This is a genomic window from Pseudomonas sp. Root71, assembly GCF_001429045.1.
Taxonomy (GTDB): Bacteria; Pseudomonadota; Gammaproteobacteria; order Pseudomonadales; family Pseudomonadaceae; genus Aquipseudomonas; species Aquipseudomonas monachiensis.
Genome location: NZ_LMHY01000022.1, coordinates 229,427 through 245,392, shown reverse-complemented (window position 1 = coordinate 245,392; position 15,966 = coordinate 229,427). Strand labels below are relative to the sequence as shown.

At 58.6% G+C, this 15,966-nt stretch carries 15 protein-coding genes; 4 read left to right on the top strand and 11 right to left on the bottom strand.

The genetic code is table 11. From position 1 onward, the window contains the following. Positions 1 to 57: 57 nt before the first annotated feature. The 6 genes from ASD95_RS14970 to gnd form a co-directional block, all read right to left on the bottom strand. On the bottom strand, positions 58 to 1,290 hold the full coding sequence (locus ASD95_RS14970; RefSeq protein WP_056724621.1) for an MFS transporter: 1,233 nt from the start codon (positions 1,288 to 1,290) through the stop codon (positions 58 to 60). After that, on the bottom strand, positions 1,287 to 2,012 hold the full coding sequence (locus ASD95_RS14965; protein WP_056724619.1) for a 2OG-Fe dioxygenase family protein: 726 nt from the start codon (positions 2,010 to 2,012) through the stop codon (positions 1,287 to 1,289). Before ASD95_RS14965 ends, ASD95_RS14970 begins: the two co-directional genes overlap by 4 nt. Positions 2,013 to 2,016: 4 nt before the next feature. Then, the gene (locus ASD95_RS14960; protein WP_056724617.1) at positions 2,017 to 3,384 is read right to left on the bottom strand and encodes an ATP-grasp domain-containing protein; all 1,368 of its coding nucleotides are present in this window, start codon (positions 3,382 to 3,384) and stop codon (positions 2,017 to 2,019) included. A 30-nt stretch (positions 3,385 to 3,414) separates the two neighbouring features. Then, positions 3,415 to 4,569, bottom strand: a complete 1,155-nt coding sequence (locus tag ASD95_RS14955) for a KamA family radical SAM protein (protein WP_056724615.1) — start codon at positions 4,567 to 4,569, stop codon at positions 3,415 to 3,417. A 304-nt stretch (positions 4,570 to 4,873) separates the two neighbouring features. Next, positions 4,874 to 6,388 (bottom strand): glucose-6-phosphate dehydrogenase, encoded by a 1,515-nt coding sequence (gene zwf, locus ASD95_RS14950; RefSeq protein ID WP_056724613.1) that lies wholly within the window; start codon positions 6,386 to 6,388, stop codon positions 4,874 to 4,876. After that, positions 6,385 to 7,365, bottom strand: coding sequence for a phosphogluconate dehydrogenase (NAD(+)-dependent, decarboxylating) (gene gnd, locus ASD95_RS14945; RefSeq protein WP_056724611.1), 981 nt, complete (start codon positions 7,363 to 7,365; stop codon positions 6,385 to 6,387). Before gnd ends, zwf begins: the two co-directional genes overlap by 4 nt. Before the next feature lie 272 nt (positions 7,366 to 7,637). Here gnd and ASD95_RS29445 point away from each other — a divergent pair, with 272 nt between their 5' ends. From ASD95_RS29445 to ASD95_RS14935, 3 genes are all read left to right on the top strand, one after another. Beyond that, complete coding sequence (locus ASD95_RS29445) at positions 7,638 to 7,802, top strand: DUF6026 family protein (protein WP_177336471.1); 165 nt, start codon at positions 7,638 to 7,640, stop codon at positions 7,800 to 7,802. Between the two features lie 216 nt (positions 7,803 to 8,018). Continuing rightward, complete coding sequence (locus ASD95_RS14940) at positions 8,019 to 9,755, top strand: phosphoethanolamine transferase CptA (RefSeq protein ID WP_056724609.1); 1,737 nt, start codon at positions 8,019 to 8,021, stop codon at positions 9,753 to 9,755. A gap of 145 nt (positions 9,756 to 9,900) precedes the next feature. Next, positions 9,901 to 10,110 (top strand): hypothetical protein, encoded by a 210-nt coding sequence (locus tag ASD95_RS14935; protein WP_008053741.1) that lies wholly within the window; start codon positions 9,901 to 9,903, stop codon positions 10,108 to 10,110. A 60-nt stretch (positions 10,111 to 10,170) separates the two neighbouring features. Here the strand turns inward: ASD95_RS14935 and ASD95_RS14930 are convergent, their stop codons facing one another. From ASD95_RS14930 to zapE, 3 genes are all read right to left on the bottom strand, one after another. Continuing rightward, the gene (locus ASD95_RS14930) at positions 10,171 to 10,662 is read right to left on the bottom strand and encodes a GNAT family N-acetyltransferase (protein WP_056724608.1); all 492 of its coding nucleotides are present in this window, start codon (positions 10,660 to 10,662) and stop codon (positions 10,171 to 10,173) included. Positions 10,663 to 10,778: 116 nt separating this feature from the next. Continuing rightward, complete coding sequence (locus ASD95_RS14925; protein ID WP_056724606.1) at positions 10,779 to 11,360, bottom strand: DinB family protein; 582 nt, start codon at positions 11,358 to 11,360, stop codon at positions 10,779 to 10,781. Positions 11,361 to 11,386: 26 nt separating this feature from the next. After that, positions 11,387 to 12,505 (bottom strand): cell division protein ZapE, encoded by a 1,119-nt coding sequence (gene zapE / locus ASD95_RS14920; RefSeq protein ID WP_056724604.1) that lies wholly within the window; start codon positions 12,503 to 12,505, stop codon positions 11,387 to 11,389. Between the two features lie 159 nt (positions 12,506 to 12,664). Between zapE and ASD95_RS14915 the strand changes: the two genes are divergently transcribed. Then, on the top strand, positions 12,665 to 13,717 hold the full coding sequence (locus ASD95_RS14915; protein WP_056724601.1) for an aldo/keto reductase: 1,053 nt from the start codon (positions 12,665 to 12,667) through the stop codon (positions 13,715 to 13,717). A 130-nt stretch (positions 13,718 to 13,847) separates the two neighbouring features. Here the strand turns inward: ASD95_RS14915 and speB are convergent, their stop codons facing one another. Both speB and ASD95_RS14905 read right to left on the bottom strand, forming a co-directional pair. After that, complete coding sequence (gene speB / locus ASD95_RS14910; RefSeq protein ID WP_056724599.1) at positions 13,848 to 14,807, bottom strand: agmatinase; 960 nt, start codon at positions 14,805 to 14,807, stop codon at positions 13,848 to 13,850. 20 nt (positions 14,808 to 14,827) lie between these two features. Further along, positions 14,828 to 15,919 carry a polyamine ABC transporter substrate-binding protein gene (locus tag ASD95_RS14905; RefSeq protein WP_056724597.1) on the bottom strand — a complete coding sequence of 364 codons (1,092 nt, stop codon included), beginning with the start codon at positions 15,917 to 15,919 and terminating at the stop codon, positions 14,828 to 14,830. Positions 15,920 to 15,966 lie beyond the last annotated feature (47 nt).

Here is a 15,966-nt window from a genome sequence, read left to right as displayed (position 1 = left end):
CTCTCTGAGGTGTGCCGCCAGTTGGGCCACCCACTAAATACATCCCCTTCGTTGAACTCAATATTTCCTCCATGCGCCAACGTCGATCGGCAGTTTTTTCATCCATAGCCCCATGACGACCAGTGCGGTTAAAGGTAAGCCATGGAATAAAACAATCACTTGGGCCGGGGTCCACGCCAAATAGAATGGTCCTACCACCAGCATCCCCACTCCGAAGCCGGCCATCTGAATCAGTGTCAATAAACTGAACAGCGGCAGACGCAAGCTATCGGGCTCACTTTGCGCGCGGGAGATCAAGGCCACCTCAGATAAACCATCCCCTATGCCGGCCCACACGACCAACACCAGTGCCAGCCACAACTCGGTTTGTTGAAAGGTCAGAATAAAGCCGCTGGACATCAGCGCCACACCTATCATGAATAAGAGTTCCATGCTTTGCGTGCGACGGTCTTTCAAAACCGCACTGGCCAGGCGCGCACCGACGAACTTGCCACAGGCCCAGACCGCCAGCAGATAACCCATCACCGTTTTTGCCGTGTCCGGCGAAATGTACTGGGACAGCACAGGCCAACCGACGTTATGGGCAGCGCTACCGAGGGTATCGAGCATGCTGATCAGCAACATGGCGGCCAGCACTGGCGCGCCGCGCAGTCCTTTCCTCAGTTCGTGCCACTCAGCAGAGAGCCCCCGATGCGCAACAATGGCTACTGAATACAACGCGCGCAACGGCAGGATCAGACTGGCGGCCACGACATAGGTGCCGATGTTGACGGTAAACACCGCTTCAAATCCCCCTGTTGCGATCAGCAACCCTGACAGCAAACTGCCAAAGACCGCACCGGTGGCTGCGGCAGCGGTGATCCACGCATTGGTACTCACCCGCTGTTCAAGCGCTACCCAGGTGGGTAACTGACTGTTAAGGCCAATGGCAAACAGCGAATTGCACAAGCCGATCCCAAAGGCGATGAAGGGTAGGATGCTCAGCTGATGTGTCGGTATCAGCACTAGCAGGGGCGTCAATAATAGCGCCCTGGCCAAATCCAGCCCGGCCAACGCGCCACGCCCCGCAAAGCGCCGGAAAAACGAAATGCCAAACAGGCTGGCGACAATCCCGCCGATGACGCGGCACGCCAGGAAGATACTGACGAACACCACGCTTTCGCTGAGCCAGTAAACGTAGGTGGACAGCGCCACCATGTTGAGGAACGCGCCAAAATCCGAAACGCCTCTGGCAAAGATGATCAGGTGCGCGTTTCGGGTCGAGCGCGCCAACTGCGGATCGTGGCTCATGAAAGCTGTGCCTCTACGTCAGGTGGCAGGCTGCGAAGGTTCACCAGCAATAAATCGCGCCAGGCCGGCGCCGAATCGGCCTGCGGGCGCACATCGCTGGCCCGGTGGTAAATCCTACGGTCGTTGATCACGATGGTTTCGAGAAATTGCTCCATCGCCAGGTTCAATACCCGACTTTGCTCCGTTTCACTGGCAAAGACCTCCGAGACCACCGGCACTGTATTGCACTCGCCAATGAAGTGCATAAATACCCAGTCCAAGCCATCCTGGTGAATCCCCGAGGTGGTCGGACTGCTGGAATGCGCATCAGCCCTGACCCGAAACTGGTGGATATCAATCGTATAAGTCTGCTTTCCGAGGTGCGGGTCGATCACCGCAAGGTCCGTGGCCAGTAGTTTCTGCATGAGCGAATGCTTGATAAAGCCATCCTCGCAATAGCTCAAGTGATTCACGCCCTTGCGATACTTGATGGCATAGGTCACGGATGATTTGAACTCCGCATTCCTGTCGAGCCGCAGCTGCCGCGAAGGCAACAAACGATAGCGCAGGATGCGGCGTTTACGGTGGGTGTACTCCTTGAACGCCTCGTCTTGCACCAGGTTTGACCAGTACGCTCGAAAGCTCTCCTCTTCACCCGGCTCAATCGGGATTAACTCCCGAAAGTCCCGGACGTGGCAGTAGTGATGCTCGCGCAAATGCGCCGAAATCTGTGAGATGTCCATAACGCTATCCTGCAACCGGGTTATCGAGGATGACACGCAGGTTTTGCCTGATCGCATCATGCAGGACATGGGCGTGTTCGGCATCGTCGACCTTGGTCCAGCACTTGAGCAAGTAGTGCTCTTCGATATCCGCATCGATATAGCTACCGGCTTCCTGCTGGGCATATTCCAGCACACACTCGTTATCATCCAGGTAGTGCATGCCTTCAATGCCCTTGAAATAGCCGCTGTGTTCCGGATAGATCGCCAACATCGAGTAGCTTTGCCCTGCGTCGGCGATCTTTTGCGCTCCAGCATCGAGCTGGGCGTTTATCCCCGGCCCGCCCAGCAGCAACGAGATATACAACTGATAAGGATTGATGGCGGCCAGATCACGGAAGGCTGCGTTGACGTAGAGACCACCCAAGCGCGGGTTGATCTCAATGACCACAGGCCCCTCATCGGTCATCCGAAACTCGAAATGCACCACTGCATTGGTCAGGCCAACCGCGCGCAGGCAATCCACGGCGTATTGGCGAATCTGCTCACACTGGTCCTCAGTAAAGGACGTCGGTGGCGAAATCAGCAGGTTTTCGAGTACGGTGCCATTGCGCTCTGTCAGCATCAATTTTTCGTTGATCAGCAGCGGATGGATCAACTTGCCGACAATCGCACATTCCACACTACCTTCAATGCCTGAGATATAGCCCTCCAGCAGCATGCTGCGCCCTGGAATATTCTCGTGCTGCCGCCCGTTTTCGTCAGGTAGGGTGTGCGCGCAGCCATAGAAATCCGAGCAAGCGGCAGTGCCGTGATTACTGAGAAAATGCGCGTAATGGCTGTGCAACTCTTCCCAGCTGGAACACTTCTTGATAAACACAGAAGCACCGCCAAAGGGGGGTTTGGCAATGAGCGGATAACCTACTCGATCGGCACCCTCCTTGAGGGCTTGTTCATTATTGCAAAGTGCGAACGGCACGGAGCGAAGCTCATGCTTATCCAGTACTCGACGCATCAGGAACTTGTTATTGCAGGCGGCAATGGCCTCAGGGCAGCTGTAAACCAGGCCGAGCCGCTTACAGGCCCGTGCAACAATACAACCCACCTCCCCTTGAGCAGACGGATGCCCTGCGTGGCAGAAAATCGCGCGAATGTTGTACTGCCCATCAAGTTGGCCAACCAGTTTCAAAATTGATACTTCGCTTAACGTATCAAGCAGGAAAACTTCATCACTATCATCCCGAAGTCGTTGCAGGTGATGACGCCCCAACACACCCGCCGTCAAACAAAGTAAACCTTGTTCGCGGGCAGCCGCAAAGTGCGGCTCACGATAACTATAGCGAACAGAAGTACTGTCATCGACATCAATAAAAATAATTGCATCTCGTTTCATGATGGATACTACCTGATTCGGTAAATGGATTCACGCGTCGTGCCAACTGCACCATTGCCCTTCCCAGTTACGGAACCGGTAATGGCGCTGCCCATCGAGAACTTCAAAATGCGGTAAATTTTCAGGTTTCTCAAAATCCAACAAGGGCACGGTGAATTTGCCTTGTGCGTGCGGTAGAACATATTCGGGCATGGCAATGTTGGATACACGCCGCTTAAGGCGATCCATAATGGCGATGACCTGGCTGATTGATGCCTTGTATTCCGATGCGCCCGGTGAGAACGGCATGAAGTGGTACAAGTAATATGGTTTTACACCCAAGCGATAAAGATCGATAAACAGTTTATGTAATGTTTTTTCATCGTCATTCACTCCACACAACAATGGCATGTTAGAGAAGACAATCGGCACCACACTCTGAATACGTTTAACCGCGGCGGCAAAGTCAGCACTCAGTTCAAGCGGGTGGCATACATGCACACCAAAGGCGTTGACGTTGTACTTTTCCAGCATTGCGACCAGTTCATCGGTGATGCGAAACGGGTTAAAGCTTAGGGCTCGCGAATGAATACGGATAAGCAGGTCGTTGCTGATTGAGCGCAACGTCGCCAGGTTCTCTTCTAGCCTGCGGTCAGCCAACATCAAGGGATCGCCACCGCTGAGAATCACCTCTTCAATGGCAGGGTTGTCGCGCACATACTCCACCGATTCCAGGAATGAGTTGGTATTGGCATTGGCTTTCTCGGTATCGACCTGCAAGGTACGCAAGGCTTCAAAGCAGAACTGGCAATACGCATTGCAGGTATTAGTCATCCGCAAGATGACGCGATTATCGTACTTGTGTTGGCAGATAGGAGTCTTCATCTCATGATGCAGCTCCCAATTCTCCGAAGTGCCGTCGTAGTCACCCGGCACATGTTCATTCCAGTAGGGCACCACCTGTTTCCACAGTGGATGTTCCGTCACCGGGCCGCTATCGAGCGAGCGCATGATCAGATCAATATAGTAGGGTGTAATTTGCATCTTACGGTCTTGCAAGTTTCGCTCAATATGAGCGGTGATATCTTCACTCCAGCCGCCGCATGCCACGCGAAGTGCAAGTTCATCACGCACGGCATTCTTCTGCTGCCAGCGCCAGTCTTTCCACTGGCCCGCACCATGAATATTTCGTTCGAAGATCGACATCTATTCAGCGCCTCTGTTAATCATGCACGAGATAACAATGAGGCTAACAAAAATTACTTGCGACGCAGGTGAACATCTATTTCTGAGTGCTACGTAGCCGACGGGCTAAGGTATTTGAGCAGAATACTAAACATCATCGGGCGCATGCAGGTGGAAGGCGTACTGATCCAAATAGATTAGTTGTTTTTTTCATGGCAACGGTCTCCGGTGGGGTCCCCTGTGAAAGCTTAGTGGGCGAACACAGGGGACAGCGGGGTAGCCATTTCATTAGTTTTTTGCATGACTCAATGAGACTGACGCTCGCTCATCCGAGACGGTGCCAGACGCGGCAGTCACGGGTGAGCAATTCTTCGCCGGCCTTGGGGCCGTTTTCCCCGGCGGCATATTGCTGCACGGTGGAATCCTGCTGCCAGGCATCCAGGAACGGTTGCACCGCGCGCCAACCATTTTCGATGTTGTCGGCGCGCTGGAACAGCGTCTGGTCGCCCGTCAGGCAATCGTAGATCAGGGTCTCGTAGCCGGTGGACGGCTGCATCTCGAAGAAGTCCTTGTAGGCGAACCCCAGCTCGATGTTGTCCATTTTCAGGGCCTGACCGGGACGCTTGGCCAGCAGGTCGAACCACATGCCTTCGTTCGGCTGGATCTGAATGCGCAGATAGGTCGGCTGCAGCTCATCGACCTCAGTATCGCGGAACTGTGCATAGGGCGCCGGCTTGAAACAGATCACGATCTCGGTGTCACGCACGCTCATGCGCTTGCCGGTGCGCAGGTAGAACGGCACGCCGACCCAGCGCCAGTTATCGATCATGACCTTGAGGGCCACATAGGTTTCGGTATTGCTGTCGGGGGCGACGTTGTTTTCCTCGCGGTAGCCCGGCAGTGCATTGCCGTCGATCTCACCCGCGGCGTATTGGCCGCGCACCGAGTTGGCGCGGGCCTCCTCCACCGTCCAGGGACGGATCGCGCCAACGACCTTGGCTTTCTCGCCGCGCACCGCATCGGCACCAAACGCCGCGGGCGGTTCCATCGCCACCATCGCCAGCAACTGGAACAGGTGATTGGGCACCATGTCCCGCAGTGCGCCGGTGTGCTCGTAGAAACTGCCACGGGTTTCCACGCCGACGGTTTCCGCGGCGGTGATCTGCACGTGGTCGATGTAGTGATTGTTCCAGAACGCTTCGAACAGGCTATTGGAGAACCGGCTGACCAGGATGTTCTGCACGGTCTCCTTGCCCAGGTAATGGTCAATGCGATAGATCTGCTTTTCCGTCATCACCTTGAGCAGGCAAGCGTTCAAGGCTTCGGCCGTATGCAGGTCGGAGCCGAAGGGTTTTTCGATCACCACCCTTCTGAAGGCCTCGGGGGTTTCTTCCAGCAAGCCGGCCGAACCGAGGCGACGCGCCACTTCACTGAAGAAACGCGGTGCGGTGGCCAGATAGAACACCGCATTACCGGTACCACTGTCGGCGATTTTCGCCGCCAGTGCTTGATAAGTGCTGTCGTCCAGGAAATCGCCCTGGACGTAGCTGATGCCTTTGGCGAGTCTGGACCAGACCGCTGGATCAAGGGTGTGGTCACCCTTGCCAGCCATCTCGTTTCGAATGAATTCTTCGAGCTTTTGCGCAAAGCCTTCATCGCTGATGGCGTTGTGGTCAACGCCGATGATCCGCAGTCCATCCCCGAGTAACCCGTTGCGCTTGAGGTTATACAACGCCGGTACCAACAGACGCTTGACCAGGTCACCGTGGGCGCCAAACAGAAACAGCGTGGTCGGCGGCGCGGGTTCAGCCTTGGATTTTCTGCGGATCGCGTGGGTCATTTTTTCGAGGTCTCCACGTGGCCGCCGAAGCCGAAGCGCTGGGCCGAGAGAACCTTGTCGCCAAAGGTACCTTGCCCACGGGAACGGTAGCGGGAGAACAGCGAGTTCGACAGCACCGGCACCGGCACCGCTTGCTCCATGGCAGCTTCGATGGTCCATTGACCTTCACCGCTGTCGGCCACGGACCCGGAGAAACCGTCAAGTTTCGGATCGCTGGCCAGGGCGTCGGCTGTCAGGTCCAGCAACCACGAGGACACCACGCTGCCACGGCGCCACACTTCAGCGATGTCGGCGACGTTCAGGTCGAAACGCTGGTCTTGCGGCAGGTTCTCGCTGTTTTTGGTCTTGAGGATATCGAAGCCTTCTGCAAACGCCTGCATCATCCCGTATTCAATGCCGTTGTGGATCATCTTCACGAAATGCCCGGAACCGGCCGGACCTGCGTGAATGTAACCGCGTTCGGCACGATCGTCGTCGGACTTGCGGTCCTTGGTGCGCGGGATGTCGCCCATGCCCGGGGCCAGGGTTGCGAACAGCGGGTCGAGGCGCTTAACGGTCTCGGCATCACCGCCGATCATCATGCAGTAACCGCGCTCCAGGCCCCAGACGCCGCCGGACGTTCCGACGTCGATGTAGTGCAGGCCTTTTTCCGAGAGGGTCTTCGCCCGGCGGATATCGTCCTTATAGAAAGTGTTGCCACCGTCGATGATGGTGTCGCCGGCTTCGAGCAAGGTGCTCAGGGTGTCGATGGTTTCTTCGGTCGGCGCGCCGGCCGGCAGCATGACCCAGACCGCACGCGGCCTGGCCAGGCCGGCGACCAGCGCCGGCAGATCGCTGACGCCGGTGGAGCCCTCTGTGGCCAGGGCTTCGACAAAGGCGGTATTGCGATCGTAAACAACGGTGGTGTGCCCGTTGAGCATCAGGCGCCGCGCAATATTGCCGCCCATGCGGCCCAGTCCAATAATCCCGAGTTGCATGTGCTGATGCTCCCTACTACAAATTAAAGTGTGTCAAAGGTTATAGCCCAACGCGACTCATGAGGTTAGTCCAGAGCGTTGGCGTGAAGTTTCCGGGCATTGTGCCCGATCCTGATGGTTAACGTCGGGAATCAAACCGAAGACACAACGACCATGAAAAATAAAAAAGTTCCCTTTGGGGGCAAAAGAAATCAAAATTGGCGCCGATAGTAGATCAGCCCCGGATTTCGAGGCGTACCTACAGTTGAGACACGCCATTTGCGAGGTGAGCAATGGGCACAGTACATACCGCACTGCCAGCACAAACCCTTTACGTCACTATCCGTCGCGATGAATTGCGTCAGTTGAAGGACGAACGCGATCAGTTGAAACAGGAGCTGGCGCAATTGCGGCTATTGCTGCAAGCCAGTCAAGTGCAGCCCCTGGCTGCGGTGTAGCGCACCCCGCTCACCTGATTCCCTCCTTTGAAGCGGGAGCAGTCTGCACTGTTTCCGCACCGGCTCACGCCCTGCCGCCTTTGGCATCTCACGAAATTTTCACAATTGCCCCACGATAATTACTGGTTTAGGTCGCCCGATTCCGCGCGGCCATCGTTCGTCGTCCGCGATATCCAAGTCCCGGCGGTGGTAGTGAATTCTCGGCTGGAGCGCTGAATGTCTTGGTTTAAACGCAGTAAAACCACTGCGGCAGGTTTCGATTGGGCCGGATTCGTCTGGCTGTTTGTATTCTTCTGGTACTTTTCCGGCATTACCCAACTATTGATCCAGCTGACTGGCACCTCCGGCTTTAGCGGGTTCCGCCAGGCCTTCGTCATGAGCGCCATCTGGCTGGCGCCGATGTTGCTGTTCCCCCGGCACACCCGTGTCATGGCTGCCGTGATCGGCGTCGTGCTGTGGGCCTGCTCCATGGCGAGCCTGGGCTATTTCTTCATCTATCAGCAGGAATTTTCCCAGAGCGTCATCTTCATCATGTTCGAGTCGAACGTGGCTGAAGCCGGCGAGTACATGACCCAGTACTTTGCCTGGTGGATGGTCCCGGCGTTCCTGGCCCACAGCGCTTTTTCCTGGTTCCTGTGGACACGCCTGCGCCCGGTGTACCTGTCCCGTGGCAAGGCGCTGGTCGCGGCAACAGCCCTCCTGTTCGCCGTGGTCGCCTATCCGCTGATCAAGCAGACCCAGCGCACCGGCAGTTTCGCCGCCGGTTTCGAGAAGTTCGAAACCCGCATCGAACCCGCGGTGCCATGGCAGATGGCCGTGGCCTATCACCGATACCTCGACACCCTGGCCGGAATGCAGGACATGCTGGAAAGCGCCAGCAAGATTCCACCGCTGCACAACCTCAAGGACGCCATGGCCAACACGCCTGCTACCCTGGTACTGGTGATCGGCGAGTCCACCAACCGCCAGCGCATGAGCCTGTACGGCTATCCCCGGCCAACCACGCCGGAACTGGACAAGCTCAAGGATCAACTGGACGTTTTCGACAACGTCATCACCCCGCGCCCCTATACCATTGAGGCGCTGCAGCAGGTCCTGACCTTCGCCGACGAAGAAAACCCCGACCTGTACCTGTCGACGCCATCGCTGGTCAGCATGATGAAACAGGCGGGTTACAAGACGTTCTGGATCACCAACCAACAGACCATGACCAAGCGCAACACCATGCTCACGACCTTCTCTGAACAGGCCGACGAGCAGGTGTACCTGAACAACAACCGCAACCAGAACGCTGCCCAGTACGATGGCGACGTGATCGAGCCGTTCAACAAGGCCCTGGCCGACGGGGCACCGCGCAAACTCATCGTCGTGCACTTGCTCGGCACGCACATGAGCTACCAGTACCGCTACCCGTCGACCTTCGACAAATTCCAGGACCGCGAAGGCGTACCTGCCGGTATTCGCGATGACCAGTTGCCGACGTACAACAGCTACGACAACGCCGTGCTGTACAACGATTTCGTGGTGTCCAGCCTGATCAAGGACTACGCCCGGACCGATCCCAACGGTTTCCTGCTGTACCTGTCCGACCATGGCGAAGACGTGTTCGATTCCGTGGGCCACGCCACCCTGGGGCGCAACGAGAACAAGCCGACTGCACCGATGTACACCATTCCGTTCATGGCCTGGGCTTCGCCGAAATGGCGCGCAGCCCATGACTGGAACCTCGCCGGTGATCTCTCGCGGCCTTACAGCAGCTCGCACCTGATTCACACCTGGGCGGACCTGGCAGGCCTGAGCTTCGACGAACTCGATCGCAGCAAGAGCCTGGTCAGCGACAGCTTCAAGGCCCGGCCATTGATGATCGGCAACCCGTATGAGCGTGAGCAACGGGCGTTGATCGACTTCAGCCTGATGAAGCCGAGAACGCCACCGACTGTCGTCCAGCAGTAATCCTTTCAGGGGCCGCTTCCGGCCCCTTTTTTCATGCTGGCAAAGTTGATTCCCATTTAACCGAATCGGCGGATAATGCCATTTCGACACTGCTTCATTGATTCATGGACGAAAGGCATCCGACATCTGTAGTGGGAGGCAAACCATGAAACGCACCGCAATGATTCTCGCCGGCCTGATGGCCTTGGGCTCAACCAGCGCTTTTGCCGAAGGTGGAGCCGAACGCATGCGCTATTACTACGAAAGCCTGCGACTGGCCCAGCAAGAAGCCCTCGGCCACCCTATCCAAAGCACCGAACTGCGGGTTCCGGACGATCAAACCGCACAAATGACTGAAACCTACAGACCAAAATGATCCTGGGTCGCACAAGACTGTCGGGCGTCCTGATGGACGCCCTTTTTTTGGCCTGTCGAATCAGAGACTCTTGGTCCAGAACAGCATCCGCCCATGAGCAGGGTCGAACATGCCGGGAGCGAAACCGGCTTTTTCATAGGCCCCCTGGGCCACCGCGTTGCCTTCCAGCACCTCCAGGGTGAGCTTGCAGCAGCCGCGCTGACGGGCAATATCCTCGACCTTTTGCAGCATTTTCTGGCTCAAGCCCAGGCTGCGAAATTTTTTCACCACCGCCACATCGTGCACATTGACCAACGGCCGGCAGGCGAAGGTCGAGAACCCCTCGAAGCAATTGACCAGCCCGGCCGGCTCGCCACCGACAAAGGCCAGCACACTGAAAGCGTGGGGACGCCGGGCAAGCTCTGCCGGAAGTTGCTCCAGTACATTGGCCGGTAATGGCTCGCCGCCCCCCATCGGGTCCTCGGCGTAGTGGTTCAACACCAGACAAATAGCCTCGGCATGCACCGGATTGGTGTAACTGGCCTGAAGCACAAGAATTTCTGCGGAGTCCATTTCCATCCTCGATCACACATGAAGTAGCCCCCAGCATGCAGTCACGCTGAAGTGCCGGCAGACCATAGCGCGAGCACCGTGGTACCGACAATCGCAACCGAGAAAATCTTTGGCGTTCAAGCGCCCCAGATCAACGCCTCCGTCCACCCCAACTCGGCGAAATCCTCGGCCCGCAAGTGCGACTCACCGGCGCAGAAAAACTCGTCGAGTTGCGGTGGCTGGACCGAGGTGCCGCTGAGCATGGCGTGAACCTGGCCGCGGTGATGGATCTGGTGTTCAAACAAGTGGGACAGCAGGCGCAAGCGACTGTCGTGTTGCGGGGTGTCACGGGCGATGGTCACGATTTTGCCGAGGTCGGCGTCACGCATCTGCTCGCAATAGGCGATCAGCCGGCGGTCGACGTGGGCCTGTTCGCCAACCAGGTCCGTTGCCATGAGGCAGGGCTCGTCTTCCTTGAAAAACACCCGGCAATCGGGATGCGGATCGTCGCCGCGCAGTTCGCGCTCCAGGGCGTCCACGTAAAACCAGTCACAGGTGAGGATGTGGTTGAGGGTGGCGCGGATCGTCGGGAAGAAGCTGACCCGGGGTGCGCTCAGTTCCTGCGGGCTCAACTGACGCCAGGCCTTGGCCAGCCGGTGATTGGCCCAGGCGTTCTGATAGGCCATGGTCAGCAAATGGTGCGCCAGGGGCTGATTCATCTTCGCTGCTCCCGATCAAATCCCGATCAAACTTCGGCAAACCGCTGCAGTTGCATTTCCTGCAATCGACTGAGGGTGCGGCGGAACGGGAATTCCAGATAACCCTCGGTGTAAAGCGACGCCATGGGCACTTGCGCTTCAAGGTACAGCGGCACCTTGCGGTCGTAGCATTCGTCCACCAGGGCAATGAACCGTCGCACACCGTCGTCATGCACCGACAACTGCGGCAACTCGCGATCCCCCGCGTCCACCCGCTCGACACCGTCCTCGGTGCCCCGGGCAATGCGCCCGGCGCGTTTCTGTGCGCTGAGGTTGGGCACGTCACTCAACAGAATAGCGCCGTAGGTATCGCACAGGGCGATGAAATCCATGGCGGCGAAGGGTTGCTCGCACAGCGCGGCGTAACGGGTCCAGAGCACGCTCGGGCTGGCCTTGACCACCTCAAGGGTGCGGTAACCGACCTGGATCGATTCGCTCGATACTGACTGGCCGACGCTCAACACCTGGAACACTTCAACCAGCGCGCCAGGCCTGCCGGGCTCGGCCACCCAGTAGCGTTGCGAACCGGCCCCCGGATGCAGGCGATGGTCTTCCCCACCATCCACCGCAATCACCTGCATGTGCTGCTTGATCGCCGCGATGGCGGGCATGAAACGGTCGCGATTGAAGCCGTCGGCGTACAACTGGTCCGGCGGCAGATTGGACGTGCAGACCACTACCACGCCCTGTTCGAACATCACCTGGAACAGGCGCCCGAGAATGATCGCATCGCCGATGTCGTTGACGAACAGTTCGTCGAAACACAGCACCCGCACTTCTTCGGCCAGCTCACGGGCCAGTGCCTTGAGCGGGTCGGCGGTGCCGGTCAGTTGAAACGAGCGCTGGTGCACCCAGCCCATGAAGTGGTGAAAGTGCTGGCGCCGCGCCGGTACCCGCAGGCTTTGGTAGAACTGGTCCATCAACCAGGTCTTGCCCCGCCCCACCGGCCCCCACAGGTACACGCCGGAAATGGGCGCGCGGCCTTCGTGCAGGGCCTCGTGGCATTTTTGCAGGGCCCACACGGCATGTTCCTGGGCCTCGTCCTGGACGAAGCCCTTTTGTTCGATGGCATGCTGCCAGGCGCTTAAGGGGGAATCGATAGTCATGGGCGGCAGTATGCCATTGCGCACGGATAACGCGACCAGTGATCGGCGATTTTATGCCGGGAGGAAAAGCGCCTTGACCAATTAGATTACTAGCATCATATTTAATACATGTTTCATGTAATCTATTAAGCCTTGTCGTCACCCCTCTGGAGTCATCCCATGCATTACAAAGTTTTCGGTCGTAAAACCGGCTTGCGTGTTTCCGAACTGGCGCTGGGCGCCGGTAACTTCGGTACCGGTTGGGGGCATGGCGCCGAGCGTGACGAAGCCATACGGATCTTTGATGGCTACCTGGAAGCCGGCGGCAACTTCATCGATACCGCCAATGGCTATCAGGGCGGGCAGTCCGAAGCCATGCTCAGCGAATTCATCGCCGCAGAACGGGATCGCCTGGTCATCGCCACCAAATACACCCTGGGGACTACGCCGGCGGCCGGCATTTCCCACACTGGCAACAGCCGCAAGAATATGGTGCGTGCCGTCGAAGAAAGCCTCAAACGGCTGAAGACCGAGCATATCGACCTGTTCTGGGCGCACATGAGTGACGGCGTCACGCCCATGGAAGAGATCCTGCGCGGCTTCGACGATCTGGTCAGTGCCGGCAAGATTCATTATGCCGGGCTGTCGAACTTCCCCGCGTGGCGCATCGCCCGCGCCGACCTGCTGGCCGAGGTGCGTGGCTTTGCGCCGATTGCTGCGATCCAGGTCGAGTACAGCCTCGCCGAACGCAGCGCCGAGCGTGAACAACTGCCGATGGCCGAAGCACTGGGTCTGGCCGCGACCCTGTGGTCGCCGCTGGGTGGCGGCTTCCTGACTGGCAAATATCGCAACAGTGAGGGCGACAATCGCGCGAACAAGCTCGGCGTGCTGATTCACGCCGAAAAAAGCGCCCGGGAAACCGCCCTGCTCGACACCTTGATCGATGTCGCCGCAGAACTGGGCGCCAGCCCGACCCACGTGGCCATCGCCTGGTTGCGGGAAAAGTCCCGGCGCTCGACCACGGCGCTGATTCCGATCCTCGGCTCCCGGACCCGTGAACAGTTGGATGCGACGTTGGGCGCGCTGAATGTGCAGTTGAGCACCGAGCAACTGGCGCGACTGGACGGCGTCAGTGACGTGGCCAAGGGCGTGCCGCACGAATCCATTGCCGGTTCGTCCGCGCGGTTCAGCGGTGGCCAGATCCTCGACCTGCCAATCGTTCCAGTGGCCTGACACAAATCATAATTGTGGGAGCGGCGGTGCGGCGATCCGACTTGCTCGCGAAAGCGTCGTATCAGTCGACATTGGTGTTGAATGACACACCGCTTTCGCGAGCAAGCCCGCTCCCACATTGGGTTTTGTATTACTTATCAACCTTATGTCTGGCCGCATACAGACACAGCATCTCCATCGCCAGCGTCGCCGCCGCCAATGACGTGATCTCCGCGCTGTCATAGGCCGGGGCCACTTCCACCACGTCCATGCCCACCAGGTTGATCCCGCGCAGACCACCGAGAATCTCCAGCGCCTGAACCGTGCTCAAGCCGCCGCACACCGGTGTTCCGGTGCCCGGAGCGAACGCCGGATCGAGGCAGTCGATGTCGAAGGTCAGGTACACCGGGTTGTCGCCGACCCGCGCCCGAATCGCCTCGACAATCGCTTCGCAGCCACGTCGATGCACCTGCCGCGCGTCGAGCACTTGAAAACCCTGGTGATCGTCGTTGGTGGTGCGCAAGCCGATTTGCACCGAGCGCGACGGATCCACCAGTCCTTCTTTGGCTGCGTGCCAGAACATGGTGCCGTGGTCGATGCGCTTGCCCTCTTCGTCCGGCCAGGTGTCACTGTGGGCGTCGAAGTGGATCAGCGACAGCGCCCCGTGCTTGCGGGCATGGGCCTTGAGCAGCGGATAGGTGATGAAATGGTCGCCGCCAAAGGTCAGCATTGCCGTGCCAGCATTGAGGATGTGCTCGGCGTGGGCCTCGATCATTTCCGGCGTCGACTGCGGCGAGCCGTAATCGAAATCGCAATCGCCGTAGTCGATGACCGCCAGGTGATCGAACGGATCAAACGTCCACGGCCAGTGGCGTTCCCAGGCGATGCCGGCAGAGGCTGCACGAATGCCCCGTGGTCCGAAGCGGGCGCCGGGGCGGTTGCTGGTCGCGGTGTCGAACGGCACGCCACTGACCGCCACATCTACGCCGCGCAGGTCGCGACTGTAGCGCCGGCGCATGAAACTGGTGATACCGGCGTAGGTACTTTCGGCGGCCGTGCCGTAAAGGCTGTCACGGGTAAGGGCTTGATCGTTCTGCATCGGGACGTCCATTGAAGGCTCCTTCTCTTTTCTTATTGGCGGCTACGGAAAGTGGTCCACAGGCGGGTGCGCTGGCGCATGTCCTTGAGGTTCATGCTGCGGTCGGCGTACAGCCGCTCCCGCACGTCGGCCAGCGGGTAGATGTCCGGATCGGTGCGCACCGCTTCATCCACCAGCGGCGTGGCGGCCTGGTTGGCGGTGGCGAAGAACAAGGTGTTGGTCAGTGCCGCGACGGACTCGGGGCGCAACATGAACTCGATAAAGGCGCGGGCGGCTTCGGGGTGCGGCGCGTCCTTGGGAATCGCCAGGTTGTCTTGCCACACGAGGGTGCCTTCCCGGGGAATCCGGTAGGCGACTTCATAGGGTTTGTTGGCCTTGCGTGCCTGGTCGGCGGCCATGCTCGCGTCGCCGTTGTAGGTCAGCGCCAGGCACACGCTGCCATTGGCCAGGTCGCTGATCTGCCGCCCGGTGGCAACGTACAGCACATTCGGCTGCAACTGATGCAGCAACGCCTCGGCGGCTGACAGATCGTTCTTGTCCGTGCTGTAGGGATCTTTACCCAGGTAATGCAACGCCAGTCCGATTACCTCCTGGGGCGAGTCGAGAATGGCGATGCCGCAGTCTTTCAACTTGCTCGCGTACTCGGGTTTGAACAGCAGGTCCAGGCTGTTGAGCGGCGCATCCGGCACGCGCTGCCTGAGCGCCTCGACGTTCATGCCCAAACCCAGGGTGCCCCAGGTGTAAGGCACGCCGTAACGGTTGCCCGGATCGACAGCGGCGAGTTTTTCCAGCAAGTCAGGATCGAGGTTGGCGTAACCCTTGAGTCCTTCGTGGGGAATCGGTTTCAACGCCCCGGCCGCAAGCCCCCGGGCCAGTACGCTGGAGGACGGCACCACCACGTCATAACCGCTGCCGCCGGTGAGCAACTTGGTCTCCAGTACTTCCGAAGAGTCGAAGGTGTCATAGCGCACATGGATACCCGTCTCCTGCTCGAACCGTTGCAGGGTTTCGGGGGCCACGTAATCGGCCCAACTGTACAGATTGACCACCTTGTCTTCGGCCTGGGCCGATGCGGCCATGGCAAGGAACAGCGCGGGTAAACACAGCTTGAGCATGGGAGCCATGACGAACACCTGACCAGAGGAAGTGGTGGCAGGATGCGTCGTCGGAT

Excerpts from the sequence above, each read along its gene's own strand:
- ASD95_RS14970 (WP_056724621.1), bottom strand. The coding sequence starts at position 1,290 with ATGAGCCACGATCCGCAGTTGGCGCGCTCGACCCGAAACGCGCACCTG.
- ASD95_RS14965 (WP_056724619.1), bottom strand. The coding sequence starts at position 2,012 with ATGGACATCTCACAGATTTCGGCGCATTTGCGCGAGCATCACTACTGC.
- ASD95_RS14960 (WP_056724617.1), bottom strand. The coding sequence starts at position 3,384 with ATGAAACGAGATGCAATTATTTTTATTGATGTCGATGACAGTACTTCT.
- ASD95_RS14955 (WP_056724615.1), bottom strand. The coding sequence starts at position 4,569 with ATGTCGATCTTCGAACGAAATATTCATGGTGCGGGCCAGTGGAAAGAC.
- zwf (WP_056724613.1), bottom strand. The coding sequence starts at position 6,388 with ATGACCCACGCGATCCGCAGAAAATCCAAGGCTGAACCCGCGCCGCCG.
- gnd (WP_056724611.1), bottom strand. The coding sequence starts at position 7,365 with ATGCAACTCGGGATTATTGGACTGGGCCGCATGGGCGGCAATATTGCG.
- ASD95_RS29445 (WP_177336471.1), top strand. The coding sequence starts at position 7,638 with ATGGGCACAGTACATACCGCACTGCCAGCACAAACCCTTTACGTCACT.
- ASD95_RS14940 (WP_056724609.1), top strand. The coding sequence starts at position 8,019 with ATGTCTTGGTTTAAACGCAGTAAAACCACTGCGGCAGGTTTCGATTGG.
- ASD95_RS14935 (WP_008053741.1), top strand. The coding sequence starts at position 9,901 with ATGAAACGCACCGCAATGATTCTCGCCGGCCTGATGGCCTTGGGCTCA.
- ASD95_RS14930 (WP_056724608.1), bottom strand. The coding sequence starts at position 10,662 with ATGGACTCCGCAGAAATTCTTGTGCTTCAGGCCAGTTACACCAATCCG.
- ASD95_RS14925 (WP_056724606.1), bottom strand. The coding sequence starts at position 11,360 with ATGAATCAGCCCCTGGCGCACCATTTGCTGACCATGGCCTATCAGAAC.
- zapE (WP_056724604.1), bottom strand. The coding sequence starts at position 12,505 with ATGACTATCGATTCCCCCTTAAGCGCCTGGCAGCATGCCATCGAACAA.
- ASD95_RS14915 (WP_056724601.1), top strand. The coding sequence starts at position 12,665 with ATGCATTACAAAGTTTTCGGTCGTAAAACCGGCTTGCGTGTTTCCGAA.
- speB (WP_056724599.1), bottom strand. The coding sequence starts at position 14,807 with ATGGACGTCCCGATGCAGAACGATCAAGCCCTTACCCGTGACAGCCTT.
- ASD95_RS14905 (WP_056724597.1), bottom strand. The coding sequence starts at position 15,919 with ATGGCTCCCATGCTCAAGCTGTGTTTACCCGCGCTGTTCCTTGCCATG.